At 61.9% G+C, this 13,215-nt stretch carries 9 protein-coding genes; 6 read left to right on the forward strand and 3 right to left on the reverse strand.

Translation table 11 applies throughout. The annotated features are described in order from the left end of the window. Positions 1–47: 47 nt before the first annotated feature. Positions 48–1,832 (reverse strand): glycoside hydrolase family 15 protein, encoded by a 1,785-nt coding sequence (locus MUN80_RS20435; protein ID WP_244715801.1) that lies wholly within the window; start codon positions 1,830–1,832, stop codon positions 48–50. A 203-nt stretch (positions 1,833–2,035) separates the two neighbouring features. On the opposite strand from MUN80_RS20435, the gene MUN80_RS20440 reads away from it, so the two are divergent. The 3 genes from MUN80_RS20440 (at position 2,036) to MUN80_RS20450 (ending at position 5,029) form a co-directional block, all read left to right on the forward strand. After that, entirely contained in the window at positions 2,036–2,761 is a 726-nt protein-coding gene (locus tag MUN80_RS20440; RefSeq protein ID WP_244715803.1) for a TVP38/TMEM64 family protein, read from the forward strand. A 148-nt stretch (positions 2,762–2,909) separates the two neighbouring features. Further along, positions 2,910–4,274 (forward strand): hypothetical protein, encoded by a 1,365-nt coding sequence (locus tag MUN80_RS20445; protein ID WP_244715805.1) that lies wholly within the window; start codon positions 2,910–2,912, stop codon positions 4,272–4,274. Next, a complete protein-coding gene (locus MUN80_RS20450; protein ID WP_244715807.1) occupies positions 4,271–5,029 on the forward strand; it encodes a hypothetical protein in 759 nt (252 codons plus the stop codon). The genes MUN80_RS20445 and MUN80_RS20450 overlap by 4 nt, the downstream gene beginning before the upstream one ends. Before the next feature lie 233 nt (positions 5,030–5,262). Here MUN80_RS20450 and MUN80_RS20455 read toward each other — a convergent pair whose 3' ends face one another. Both MUN80_RS20455 and MUN80_RS20460 read right to left on the reverse strand, forming a co-directional pair. Continuing rightward, the gene (locus MUN80_RS20455; RefSeq protein ID WP_244715809.1) at positions 5,263–7,257 is read right to left on the reverse strand and encodes a PAS domain S-box protein; all 1,995 of its coding nucleotides are present in this window, start codon (positions 7,255–7,257) and stop codon (positions 5,263–5,265) included. 77 nt (positions 7,258–7,334) lie between these two features. After that, entirely contained in the window at positions 7,335–10,367 is a 3,033-nt protein-coding gene (locus tag MUN80_RS20460; RefSeq protein WP_244715811.1) for a CheR family methyltransferase, read from the reverse strand. A 252-nt stretch (positions 10,368–10,619) separates the two neighbouring features. Here MUN80_RS20460 and MUN80_RS20465 point away from each other — a divergent pair, with 252 nt between their 5' ends. The 3 genes from MUN80_RS20465 (at position 10,620) to MUN80_RS20475 (ending at position 13,118) form a co-directional block, all read left to right on the forward strand. Then, entirely contained in the window at positions 10,620–11,681 is a 1,062-nt protein-coding gene (locus MUN80_RS20465) for a chemotaxis protein CheB (RefSeq protein ID WP_244715813.1), read from the forward strand. Between the two features lie 286 nt (positions 11,682–11,967). Continuing rightward, the gene (locus MUN80_RS20470; RefSeq protein ID WP_244715815.1) at positions 11,968–12,525 is read left to right on the forward strand and encodes a hypothetical protein; all 558 of its coding nucleotides are present in this window, start codon (positions 11,968–11,970) and stop codon (positions 12,523–12,525) included. 212 nt (positions 12,526–12,737) lie between these two features. Continuing rightward, positions 12,738–13,118 carry an STAS domain-containing protein gene (locus tag MUN80_RS20475; protein ID WP_244715817.1) on the forward strand — a complete coding sequence of 127 codons (381 nt, stop codon included), beginning with the start codon at positions 12,738–12,740 and terminating at the stop codon, positions 13,116–13,118. The last annotated feature ends 97 nt before the right edge of the window (positions 13,119–13,215 follow it).

A 13,215-nucleotide genomic window follows, 5' to 3' on the forward strand; every position in this document is an offset into this window, starting at 1 on the left:
GCCTGCTTTTTTGCCTGATTCCCGACTAGCTTCCGACTAGCTGAAACTTACAGAAAATTAGGCCGGTCGAGCTTTTTGGAAATGCGGTAGGCAGCATTGACCATGCCCACGTGGCTGTAGGCCTGGGGGAAGTTGCCCCACTGCGAGCCGGTGCGCGCGTCTACGTCTTCGCTGAGCAGGCCCAGGTGGTTGGTGTAGCCCAGCAGCTTCTCAAACTCCCGGGCGGCATCGTCGAGGCGGCCGACGCAGGCCAGGGCCTCCACGTACCAGAAGGAGCAGATGAGGAAGGTAGTTTCGGGCGTGCCGAAATCGTCGGGGTGGCGGTAGCGGTAAAACAGGCCCTCGGGCGTTTTGAGCTCCTTTTCCAGCTCCCGCAGGTGGTTTTTGGCCCGGTCGGAATTCGGGTCGAGGTAGCCCATCAGGATGAGCTGCAGGCCGCTGGCGTCGAGGTGGGGCGAGCCAATGGCGTTGGTATACACGCCCCGCTCGGCATCGTAGCACTCCTCGATTTTCTGAGCCGCGGTATGCGCCAATTGCTCAGCCATGTCCTCAATGTCGCGGTTGCCGAGGTAGCGGGCCACTTTGCGGGCGGCGTGGGCCCCGGCCCAGTGAAACAGAAACGTATAGCAGTGGTGCTGGGCAATGTGGCGGAACTCCCAGAGGCCGGCGTCGGGCATGTCCATGGTTTCCTTGATCAGGCGCAGGGCCTCGTACATCATCCGCTCGGAGTCGGCCCGCTCGGCCCCCACGAAGCGGCGGTCCACATACAGCGGCAGCAAAGCCACCAGCACCTGCCCGTACACGTCGTTCTGAATGTGGGTGTAGGCGTCGTTGCCGATGCGCACGGGCTGGTTGCCGAGGTAGCCTTCCAGCGGCAGCTCCTTTTCTACCAGCTTAGCGGCCCCGCTGATGCTATAAAGCGGCTGGTACTTATCGCGCACCTTGGTCGAGATATTGGCAATGTAGTGGAAGTACTTCTCCATCTCCTCGAAGTGCCCGATGTTGTTGAAGGCCGTCAGGATGTAGTACGTGTCGCGCATCCAGCAGAAGCGGTAGTCCCAGTTGCGGGTGCTGCCGGGCGCTTCGGGCAAACTCGTAGTGGTAGCGGCAATGATGGCGCCGGTATCTTCGTACTGGTGCAGCTTCAGGGCCAGGGCCGAGCGGATAACCTGGGTTTGGTAGAAGTTGCTGATGCTGGTGCTTTTCACCCAGTGGCGCCAGTACTGCACGGTTTTGCGCAAAAACTCCTCGGCCGTGCTGTGCAGCGAAGCTTCCAGCGGGGCACCGTACGTCAGCACCAGGTAGCGGGTTTCGGTCAGCACGAAGCCCTCCCCGTCGAGGATGTAGGTCAGGGGAATGTCGGTGGTCAGGCGCATTTCCTCTTCCATGCCCAGGAAGGCAATATGGTTGGAGCTGCGGCGGCGGGTGAGTTGCTGCTCGCCGTACTCGGCCACGGGGTTGCACACCACTTTCACCCGGGGCACGCCGGCCAAGGGCTCCAGCTTGCGGATAAACATCAGGGGCTTGTAGTTCCGGTCGTACTGAGTGAAGCGCGGGGCAAAGTCGGTGACGCGGTAGCGGCCCTCGGCGTTTTCAATTTCCGTGCACAGTACGTTGGTATTTTCCAGGTAGTACTGCCGGGTGCGGTAGTCGGCGTCTTCGGCAGGCTTGATGCTGAACTCGCCGCCCTTGCGGGTGTCGAGCAGGGGGCCAAACACGAAGCTGCTGTCGAAGCGGGGCCAGCAGAGCCACGATACGGCGGTGTCTTTGTTTATCAGGGCGAGGTAGGCGCAGTTGCCCACCAGGCCCATGTCGTAGGTATGTTTGCTCATGGCCGGGGAGTACGGGTAAAGGCCCACTTGGGGGCGCTTGTGGCGGAGTTTCGAGCTCCTTAGTACCCCATTGGCCCCGGCCGGGTTGCCGCCAACTCCTGGGCCCGGCCTGCGTAAACCCCGGACGCCCCGGCTAAAACTGCCCCGCAGAAAGCATTTCGGGGTCATTTGCTCACTTTTCGGACCCGCTGCTTTTGCCTGAAATGCCCGCCTCTTCCGCTTCCCACCGCAGCCGACTACCGCTTTACCTGGCCGGGGGCCTGCTCCTGGCGCTGGCGGCCTGCTACTTTCTCTGGCCCGCCTTCCAAACCACGGCCAAGGAAGCCTACACGGTGCTCAAAAGCGGGGAGCAGGCCCAGGTTTCGGCCTGGATCAAGCAGTTTGGCTACTGGGGCCCGGTGGTAATTGTGGCGGCCATGGTGCTGCAAATGTTTCTGGTGGTCGTCAACGTGGTGCTGCTGATTCTGGTGGCTATTCTGGCCTACGGGCCCTGGTGGGGCTCCTTGCTGGCCCTGGTGGGCTGCGTGGTGGCCTCGTCGGTGGGCTACTGGCTGGGCCACTCGGCCGGCGAAACGTTTATCAGCCGCCTAATTGGGGAGAAAAACGAGAAAAAGATGGTGGAGGAAGTACAGCGCTACGGCACCTGGGCCGTGGTTATTGCCCGCCTCTCCCCGGCCCTCTCCGACGACGCGGTAAGCTTCGTGGCCGGCGTGGCGCGCCTGGGTTACGTGCGCTTTATCCTGGCCACGGTGGCCGGCGTGGCCCCGCTGATTGCCCTGCTGGCCTGGCTGGGCGAAAACAGTGAGCGGCTCAAAAGCGGCCTGCTTTGGGTGTCGGTTGTTAGCGTGGTGCTGTTTGTAGCCTACGTGTGGTGGGACAAGCGCCGGGGCAAAAACCAGCCTGAGCCAGCGTTGGCCGAGAAAAACTGAGGAATTGGACGAAAACCGCCTGGATAGGATTCAGTAGCTGCTACCTTTGCGAGCTTAAACGGGAACCGAATTGCCGGTTTGCCCGCTCCCCTCACTTCTGATGCAGTGCCCCGTGCGTTTTCTTCCGGGTTTTAGCTGGCTTGCCGGCTTGGCCGCCCTCCTGTGCCTGTCCGCCTCGGTCCAGGCCCAAACGGCTCCCTCTTCTTCGACTCCCTTGCTGCGTGAGCTCACGCTGCGCACCGACACCACGCGCTACTCGCTGAGTCGCCACACCATTGCCGTGCAGGGCGAGCCCAACCTGTATTTCTACTACCGCCAAGACGATGAAACGGCCGAGCTGCTGCTTTACCCGCTGAGCTGGCAAAAGCCCGTGCGCCTGCGTCGCTCCGCCGACTTCGTGCTGCTCGACTCGCTCACGGCCGTTGGGAGCCAGTATTACCGCACCAAAATCCGGTTCAAGGACTTGCCCGCGGCCCGCTTTCTGCAGCTCACTTTCACCCAGGCCAACGACAGCACGGGCCGCCCGCCCCTGACCCAGACGGTAAACCTCTTGCCCGTGACGCGCACCACGCTGGAGTTTAAGCCCAACGACACCGAGCTGTTTGTGGGCGAGGAAAAGGTGTTCGACCTGACCAGCAACAACCCCAAAAATATCCGCGTCTCCTCGGAATGGACCAAGGGTCAGGACATCGACTGGCGCATCGTGCAGGAAAAAGGGCAACTGCGCCTGCGGGTGGTGCCCAACGAGCTGGGCACCCGCCTGCTTACGGTGCGGCCCCAAACCGAGCGGCCCTTCCTGACCGACAACAACCGCCGCCTCAGCTACGGCCTGCCCCCGCTGCGCCAGGAATTCACCGTAAAAGCCAGCCGGCTGCGGTTTCTGAGCGTCGATAAAAAGGAAATAACCATGGACGAGGCCGCCCGCCGCCGGGGCGTGGAAATCATCCTCGACAACGGCCGCACGTTTGACCTGAAGCGCACCTACCGCATTGAGGACCAGGAAGAAGCCGGCGGGGCCCTGATGGCCGAGCTCTTCACCCGCCAGTATTTGACCAACGACCGGGTGCTGTGCTGGCTGCGCGTCTACAACACCCACCGTCAGACCGACAGCTACCTCTACATCAAGGAAAACGACCAGGCCAAGTACATCACCAACTTCAATATCTCGCCCAAAACGGCCATCAGCAGCGTGCAGGTGCGGCACCGCGGCGGCGACTGGAGCCCGAGCCTGAACGTGAACCCCGGCGAAACCGTGGATGTGCGCCTCGAAGGGGAGTCGTTGCAGAAGGCCCGCTTCCACTTCGAGGACGTGGCCATCATCCCTTCGGACTCCTCCATTCGCTCCGACGCCGCGGTGGTGTACCGCGTGCAGGTGCCCCAAACCATCGACAAGCGCCGCGTCACCATCTTCAACGCCGGGCAGCCCACGGGTTATGCCTTGGCAGTGAAGGAGTTTCAGCGGCCCCACCCGCTCGACTTCGTGGCCGTCAACTTCGGGAAAGTCCGCGGGTGATTAACCGCCTCAACGGCCCGGTGCTCTACGACCGGACCATTTCCGACGTCGTATTCAGTTTCAACCCCAACGGCATCGACACCGAAACCCAACTCTACGGCAAGCAGTACCTGACCTTCGACATCCGGACCCAGAACGCCAAAGGGGAGCTGATTGAGATGCGCACCATTGACAACGTAGTGGTCTGCCCCGGCGACAACTCGGTGCGGGCCGCCTTCTACCAGGACAAGCAGTGCCAGGTCGGCAACATCAGCCTCAACAACCTGCTCAGCTCCCGCAAAACCTACGACCTGGACGACTGGAGCACGATTATCATCACCATCCGGCACAACCAGAGTCAGTACCAAGAGCCGGGCTTCACCCAGAAGCTGGAGCTGGTGCTCAAGCGCCGCATCAAGTTCGACATCGACGTGAGCTTCCCCGGCGGCCTGCTCACCAAGTACAAGGGCGAGTCGAGCTACACCTCGTTCGGTGGTATTTCCCTGGCCATGCTGGGCCAACTGAGCTTCTACCACCCTGAGAAAATCAACCGCTTGCGCCCGTATAAAGTGGGGGCCGGCTTCGTGGCCCTCAATGCCTTTGACCTGAGCAAAAACGGCGGTAACCGGGACCTGGGCGTGGTTATTTTGGGCTCCATCTACCCCACTCGCCGCGACGCCAAGCTTACCTTCCCCCTCTACCTCGGCGGCGGCTACCTGCTCTCCGCCGGCAAGCCCTTCTTCCTGCTCGGCCCCGGCATCGGCGTGCGGCTGTAGGTGAGATGGTGAATTGGTGAATTGGTGAGTTGCTGTTCAACGCCACGTGTCCTTACGAGACGCAGCCGTGGCAATCCGTCCTCTGAAATGTGCTCAGCCTTCTAATGTAAAATCCCCTTCCTACGGCCTGCAGGAAGGGGATTTTTCGTAAAAGTGCGGGACTACTTGCGCACAGAACGGATGGCTTCGGCTGCGCCTCGCAAGGACACATTGAACGACGGCTCACCAGTTCACTACTTCACCCTAATTTCAATGGTGATGATGGAGCCTTTGCCGGGGCGGGAATCGACGAAGATGGTGCCGCCGAGCAGGTCGAGGCGGTTGCGGATGCCGGCTAGGCCGATACCCTTGGCCTGCTTGCCCGTGTCGGCCGCCAACTGGGTGAAGCCGATGCCGTCGTCCTCGGCCGTAATGTGCAGATTGCCGTCTTCGTGCACCACGTACAGGTAGGCTTCGTGGGCCTGGGCGTGCTTGATGATGTTGGTCAGCAGTTCCTGCACGATGCGGTAGGCAGCCACGTCGTAGAGGCGGGGCCGGGGCTGCTCTAGGCCGTCTAAGTGCAGGTGCACGTGCAGCTGCTGCTTGGGAATGCGCTTGGTGAGCTCCTCCAGGGCTATTTTCAGTCCGAAGTCTTCCAGGATGCCCGGCGTCAGCTCGTGCGAGATGGAGCGGGTGGCCTTGATGCCCTCGTCAATCAAACTCAGGGCGGCGGCGCGGTTCTGAGTGGTGCCCGAGCGGTTTTCCAGGTTGAGTTTGGCTGCGTACAGCAACTGGCCTACGCCGTTGTGCAGGGCCTCGGCAATGCGCTTACGCTCCTCCTCTTGGGTCGTGAGGATGGCGGCCAGCACTTCCTGCTGCTGGCGCAGCTTCAGGGCCGTGGCCTCCTCGGCCAGGCGCACCCGCTCGGTCACGTCGCGGATGTGGACCAGGGCCCCGCTGATGCGGCCCTCGGGCGAGGCCAAAGGCACGAAGTACGACTCGAAATAACCCTGGCTGGAATGAAACGGCATGTCCTGGCGCATCATGCGCCGGCCCTGCAGCACCTGGCGCATTCCTTCTTCCTGCTCGCCGCCGGCGTATTCGGGGAAAAGCTCCAGCACGCCCTGCCCCAGCACCTGGGCTTCGGAGCGGCCCGAAAACGCTTCCTGCACCCGGTTCCAGGCCGTGATGCGCAGCTCCTGGTCGAAGGCCAGAATGCCGTCCACGCTGTTGTCGAGCAGGCTTTCCGAGAATTCCTTCTGGCGCAGCAGCTCGGCGCGGGCGGCCCGGGCGGCCGTCACGTCGCGCCAGGCCACGTGCAGCAAGGGCGCCTTATTCTGGAGGGCAAACAGCGTGATGACGGCCTCTACCCACACTTCCTCGCCGGTGATGCGCTGCATGAGCAGCTCCATTTTGGCCGAGCCCTGCCGCATGGCTTCCTTCACCACCGTGTTGATGAGCTGCAGGCTGGGGGTACCGTCGGGCTGCCGTTCCGGAAAAAAATCGGTGATGTGGTGGCCTACTACTTCCTCCCGGTCCAGGGCGGCGAGCAGGTGCATGGCCGCCGCGTTGCAGTCGAGGTAGTAGTTGTCCTGGAGCAGCACCACCGCGTCGGAGCTGTGCTCAAAGAGCCGCCGAAACCGGGCTTCGCTGGCTTCCAGAGCCTTTTTGGCTTCGTGCTGCCGGGTAATGTCGATAACGACCACGCGGCAGTGGGTAGGCTGCGCCTCGGGTTCCCGGGCCACGGCCAGGCCTTCGAGCAGGGCATAAAATACGGTACCGTCTTCCCGCCGCAATATCAGCTCCAGCGTCTGACGCTGCTCGCTGGCCTGCACCCGAACCAGAAACTGCTGAAACGCGGCGCGGTACTCCGGGTCGACAAACCAGGTGAAGCGCCGCCCGATCAGGCGCTGGCGCACCGAGCTCAGCTGCTGGCTGCCCTTCAGGTTCAGCTGAGTGATAACGCCCAGCGGGTCGAGACTAAAGTAGCCCACCGGCGCGAAGTCGTAGAGGTCCACGTACTGAGCGCGCATGGTTTCGAGCTCGGCCTGGGCCAGCAGCAGCTCCTCGTACTGCACTTCCAGCTCAAGCTGGTGCACCTGCAAGTCCTGCACCAGGCGCTGCACGTCCGCGGGCAGCCCCTCGCTCAGGCTCTGGGTGACCAGACTTTTGCGCTTTTCGGCCCGCTCCCGCAGCTCTTGCAGGGCCGCGTGCACCGAGGCAGCCGACTGGGAATGGGGCGTATTCATACGGACAAGCTAGAGAAATTACCTTCAATACGGAAGCTCAACCTTATCGAACGACTTATCTCCACTACTCGAACCGGCTAGCGTCCGGCTTCTTTCTGCTCCACGCCTAGCAGCAGGCGGCCGGTTTCGTGACCTTCGCTCATAATGCGGCGACCGTGCACTACCACTTCCCGCGGCTCGGTCCCGGGCAGAAGTAGCGTCAGGGCGAGGCCATTGAACTCCTCGGCCTGCCGGTCGAGCAGGGTTTGCAAGTGGCGGCGCAGCTCGGGCTGGTTCCAGGCGCCCCCCTGCAGCTTGGCGAGGGAAAGATGGCGCACGGCGTCGGCATCCACCTCAAAAATCTGGGCAAACGAGCGGCTGGCCGTGAGAATATGCAGGTGCTGGTCGAGCACGAGCAGGGGTTCCCGCACGGTTTCGATGATGCTGTTGGCAAAGCGCGAGGTTTCCTGCAGCTGCTCCTCCAGGTGCTTCAGGCCCGAAATATCGGTGAAGGTGATGACCGTGCCGCTGATGTAGTTGTCGAGGGTGCGGTAGGGCAGAATGCGCATGGCGTACCATTCGCCCGTAGTGGTCTGGATGTTGGAATCGATGCTCACCAGCCGGTCGAGCACCTGCTGAATGTCGGCGGCCAGGTTTTCGTGGCGCAGGTTGCTGGCAAAGTGCGTGATGGGCCGGCCCGCATCCGAGGGCAGCAGCTTGATGATACGGCTTACCGAGGGCGTAAACCGCTTGATGACCATGTCATTGTCGAGGAAGATGGTGGCAATTTCGGTGGCGTCGAGGAGGTTTTTCATGTCGTTGGCGGCCATCGAGAGTTCCTCGGTCTTGCTCAGGTACTGCATGTTCAGGGTCATGAGCTCCTCGTTAAGGCTCTGCATTTCCTCCTTGTTGGTCATGGCCTCCTCGTTGGTGCTTTGCAGTTCCTCGTTGGCACTTTGCAGTTCCTCATTGGTGCTTTTGAGCTCCTCCACACTGCTTTCCATTTCCTCGATGGTGATTTGCAGGCGGCGCTTGGTGTAGTGCAGCTCTTTTTCCAGGGCGGCTGCCGCATCCTTGTTCATTCCGTCGCCGAGGCTGGTTTTGCTCAGGCGCACCTTGCGGGGCGTGGGCTGGTCTTCGAACACGACCAGCAGCAGGCCGGCCAGCGTGTCGACTTCCTCCAGGTACTTCACCGTGATGCGCAGCAGCTGGTAGCCGCTTTCGGTCTTGACCCGCACGTTGTCGGCCACGGCGTCTTCGTGGGTGGCGGTGGCCTTGTGCACCAGGCCGCTGAGCTCGTAGTTGAGGTCTTCGCGGGCCATTTCAAACAGATTCATGCTGCCCAGACCCGGGGCCGGCTCCAGGTAGCGGCCGGTGCGCCCGTTCACGTACAGGATTTCGCCCCGAGCATTGATGACTACGGCCGGCGGCGTGTAGGTGCGCAGCAGTACTTTCTGCACCAAGGAAGCGAATGGGCCGTCTTTACGGGGAGCAATAGGGTGCATAGCGCTGTTGGCGGGGGCGTTGGAAGCCGTTTGGGGGGTCAGGGAAAAAGGGAAATTAACGATGCGCGGCAGGGGCGAAGAAGTTTCGGAGCGGCGCGAAATCTTCCACTTCACGTCCAGGGGCTGAAACAGATCCTGAAACCCGGTGAGGTTCTCCGACGGCCCCAGAAACAGCAAGCCGTTGGGGTTGAGGGCGTAGTGAAAGATGGGAATGATGTTTTTCTGCAGCTCGGCCGAGAGGTAAATCAGCAGGTTGCGGCAGCATACCAAATCAAGCCTGGTGAAGGGGGCATCCTTGTTCAGGTTGTGCAGGGCAAAGATGACCAGGTCGCGCACTTCCTTACGAATCAGGTAGTGGCCGTCGGTTTTCTGAAAAAACCGCTCCAGCCGCGCCGGGCTCACGTCGGCTTCGATGTTGGCCGGGTACAGGCCCGCGCGGGCAAAGTCAATGCCCTCGGCGTTGATGTCGGTGGCGAAAATCTGGATTTTGAGGTGGCGCGTGGGGTCGATGCCGTCCATGGCTTCGAGCAGGGTCATGGCCAGGGAATAGGCTTCCTCCCCGGTAGAGCAGCCCGGGGCCCACACCCGCACCACGCTGTCGGCGGGCTTGGCGCGCAGAACGGGCAGCAGCCGCACCTTCAGCAAATCGAAAGCTTGCTTGTCGCGGAAAAACTTGGTGACGCCGATCAGCAGCTCCTTGAACAGGGCCTCTACCTCCGAGGGAGTTTCCTGCAAAAAGCGCACGTAGTGGGTGAACTCCTGAATCTGGTGGGAGTTCATGCGCCGCTCGATGCGCCGAAACACGGTATTGCGCTTGTAGAAGCTGAAGTCGTGCCCGGTCTGGGTCCGGATCAGGGTAAAGATTTTCTGCAGGGCGTGGGCCGGCTGGGAGGCCGACTCGGCCACTTCGCGCCGGGGCCGGGCTCCCAGGGGCTTGTTTACGTATTCGAGGAGCTTGGCCGGCAGCTGTTCGGCGGGCAGCACGTAGTCCACAAACTCGGTGGCAATGGCCGAGCGGGGCATGCTGTCGTACTCGGCCGTATCGGGAGCCTGCACCATCACCATCCCGAAGTTTTCCATCACCATTTTCAGCCCCACGGTGCCGTCGGTGCCCAGGCCCGACAAGACGATGCACACGGCCCGCTCCCGGGCGTCCTTGGCCAGGCTCTGGAAGAAGTAGTCGATGGGCAGGCGCTTGCCCCGGGGCTGTTCGGGGGCAAACAGCAGCAGCGTGCCGTGCAGAATGCTCAAGTCACGGTCGGGCGGAATCACGTAGACGTGGTTGGGCCGCACCTTCTGCCCGTCGGTGGCTTCCAGCACCAGCATGCTCGTGTTTTGCTGCAACACCTGGGCCAGCTGACTGGGCTGATCGGGCATCAGGTGCAGCACCACCACGAAGGCAATGCCACTGCCGGGGGGCATGTGTTGGAAAAACTTTTCCAGCGCCCCTACCGAGCCTGCCGAGCCGCCCAGCCCCACGATGGTAAACTTTTCGTTCGGCTTTTCCTGGCGCTCCGCCTCGCGCAGCTGCTGCTGCGAAGGCTGGGGCTCCAGGGGTAAGTCGGCGGGGGCAACGGGCAGGATGGTTTCCTCCTCGTCGGAATTGGCTTGGGCGGGTGTCTTCATCTTTGAGCGGAGTCGTAGCTGAGGCGGCTTCGGTCAAGCGTCTGCTGAGGGTTTCCGCGCACTAAGGGCTTACGACAATTCTTCAAAAGTACGCACAAAAAAGTCACCGGCGGGGTTTCAAAGGCTGCTTCCGCCTGCTACACATCGGCAAGCGCCACCATATCCAGATGGCGTGGGGCTGCGTACATCTAAAAGACTTTCCTGCTTTTGTCGGTGGCTTGCCACCGCCTTTCATCCTCTTATTTCTACTTCGTGGACCATCCTACCCACGTCATCGTTATTGGTGCCTCGGCCGGCGGCATGCCGGCACTCTGCCAGTTGGTGGCCCAGCTTCCGGCCGACTTGCCGGCGGCCGTACTCATCGTGCAGCACTTTGCCCCCGACTCTTCGGGTGAGCACCTGGTAGACCGCCTCTCCCGCCAAACCAACCTGCGCTGCCTGCTGCCCCAGGGCGGCGAATTGATTGAGCCCAACACGCTGTACCTGGCCCCGCCCGACCGCCACTTGCTGGTAAAGGACGGCTACCTCCTGGTGACCAAGGGTCCGCACGAAAACCACTACCGCCCGGCCGCCGACGCCCTGTTTCGCTCGGCGGCGGCTTACTATGGCCCCAACGTTATCGGGGTGGTGCTCACCGGCATGCTTCACGACGGCACGGCCGGCCTGGAGTTCGTCAAGCGCAGCGGGGGCCTGACGGTGGTGCAGGACCCGCACGAGGCCGAGTTTCCGAGCATGCCCGAGAGTGCGCTCAGCAACGTGGACATCGACTATGTGGTGCCTTTGAAGGAAATGGGCTTTTTGCTCACCCGCCTGGCCCGCATGCCCTTAGCTAGTGTTCAGAACATTCCGGAGGACATCAAACTGGAGGCCGCTATTGCGGAAAGAGTTGTGGGAACTATTGATGAAGTAACGCGCCTGGCCCGCCCCGTGCCCATGACCTGCCCCGACTGCGGCGGCTCCCTCTTCGAGCTCAAACACGGCAAGCTGCTGCGCTACCGCTGCCACACGGGCCACGCCTTCACGGCCGACATGCTGCTGCAGCGCACCCAGCACGGCCTGGAAGAAAGCCTATGGGTAGCTCTGCGCATGATGGAGGAGCGCAAAAACCTGCTCACCAACATGGCCAGCCGGGGCGAAGGCCCCTACAGCGTGCAGCAGGAAGAGCGTATCGAGGAAATGAAGACGCATATCAACCGCCTGCGGGAATTTCTGCTCAACGGCGTTCCGAAAAGCCCCGACGCGGCCAACGGCCCGGGCACCCATTCTAACGGCCACGACCAGGCCCCTGGCGGCCTAGCCGCTCCCCGCCCCTAGCCCTGGGGCGGCGGTACGTTCTTCCTTACAGTGCAGTATTCTGAAAGCCCCGGGGCCTGCCTCGGGGCTTTTCGTATCCGTACTAAGCCGCGCCTACTACGGAGTTGAAAATCAGTGTTTACGGCGCAGCTTTTCCGTAGTATCCCGTGAGTAGAAAGCGGAGATTTCCCGTTTACTTTGAACAAATCCTATCCATACTACAATTTCTTGGACTGCCGCCTTGCCCCTTGCGTGTAGCGCTACAGCCAGCCACTCTCTTTCGTATCTGCAACCGCACTTCTGAGCTATGAATCACCAGTTTACTGCATTTCTGCCCAGCTGCCTGGGCCATGTTTCCTTGCTGGACCTGAACCAGCCCACTACCCGGGTCCGCCTGCCCGCTGAGCGGCGCCGGGCCCGCTCCTTCGACAATACCGAAGTGGTGGACCCCTACGGCCCCGCTACCGATGGGCTGCGGTTTGTACTGCGCCGGGCCGCGGGCGGGGCGGCCTTCCTGCACCTGGCCCTGTTTTGCCGGGAGCGGCAGCTGGCCCACTGGATTTTGCCCGCCGACTCGCTGCCCCAGCCCGCCCTGACGCCGCCGGCCTACCTGGTAGAAGCCACCGATTCGTTGCCGCTGCCGGCCCACCTCATCGACGAAGGCACCTGCCTGCTGCGCAACTGCCCTACCGACGGGGGAGCTTCGCTGGAAAAGGAGCTGCGCGCCGGGTATCTGCAGCTCACCTTCGCGGGCCGTACCCTGCGCGGGGCGTTTTGCCTGGAGCGCCTGCCCGCCGACAGCCACACCTGGGAGCTGGGCCGCGAGCGGAAACTGCCGCTCCGCTGGGCCCCAGCCCAGGCCTAGCGCCCGGCCCTGGTACGCGTCAAACCCGGGGCAAGGATTCCGTAGTAACCACAGCCGTAAATGCGTGCAAATACCCTGTTATAAGCGTAAGGCATTGACTAATTTTACTTTCCGACAGATCTGACCCAGGCGGCAGTAGCCGTTTGGGCCGGTTGGCCACCTGCTGAAAGTCTTCGGGTGTCTGTTGTTCCGCTCCTTTTCACACCACGACTATGAACAACCTAACTACCTCCCCAGCCAACGATTTTACCCCCTACCTGATTCGGGTAGACTTCGATGAAATCAAGCCCATGGAGCTGGCCCGCCTGCTGATGCGCTACAACAAGCTGCGCCGCCCCCGCCTGCTGATTGACTGCCAGAGCCTGCGCTGCCTGCGCACCCGCGGCGTGGGCTACTTTGCCTCCCAGCTGCTCACGCTGCAAGCCTCCGGGGCCAAGGTGCTGCTGCGCAACGTAGATGCTCAACTGCTGCGCGCCCTGCGCGTACTCCACCTCGACAAGATTTTCCAGATTGACCAGGATTCGCCGGCCACTCAGCCGCCCGTGGCCTGGCAAAATGAGCTACTGTCGTCCGGCGCGGCGGCTTCGGCCTAGTATTTCTACTGCTCTGATTTTTCCATACTCCAACTTCATCACCCTATTGCACGGAGCCCGTTTGGCTGCCTCCGGCAACTTGAGCGCCCGATAATTT

It is taken from the genome of Hymenobacter cellulosivorans, assembly GCF_022919135.1.
GTDB lineage: Bacteria > Bacteroidota > Bacteroidia > Cytophagales > Hymenobacteraceae > Hymenobacter > Hymenobacter cellulosivorans.

Bases quoted from the DNA above. Each gene is read 5' to 3' on its own strand.
- MUN80_RS20475 (WP_244715817.1), top strand. From the start codon at position 12,738: ATGAACAACCTAACTACCTCCCCAGCCAACGATTTTACCCCCTACCTG.
- MUN80_RS20440 (WP_244715803.1), top strand. From the start codon at position 2,036: ATGCCCGCCTCTTCCGCTTCCCACCGCAGCCGACTACCGCTTTACCTG.
- MUN80_RS20455 (WP_244715809.1), bottom strand. From the start codon at position 7,257: ATGAATACGCCCCATTCCCAGTCGGCTGCCTCGGTGCACGCGGCCCTG.
- MUN80_RS20435 (WP_244715801.1), bottom strand. From the start codon at position 1,832: ATGAGCAAACATACCTACGACATGGGCCTGGTGGGCAACTGCGCCTAC.
- MUN80_RS20460 (WP_244715811.1), bottom strand. From the start codon at position 10,367: ATGAAGACACCCGCCCAAGCCAATTCCGACGAGGAGGAAACCATCCTG.
- MUN80_RS20470 (WP_244715815.1), top strand. From the start codon at position 11,968: ATGAATCACCAGTTTACTGCATTTCTGCCCAGCTGCCTGGGCCATGTT.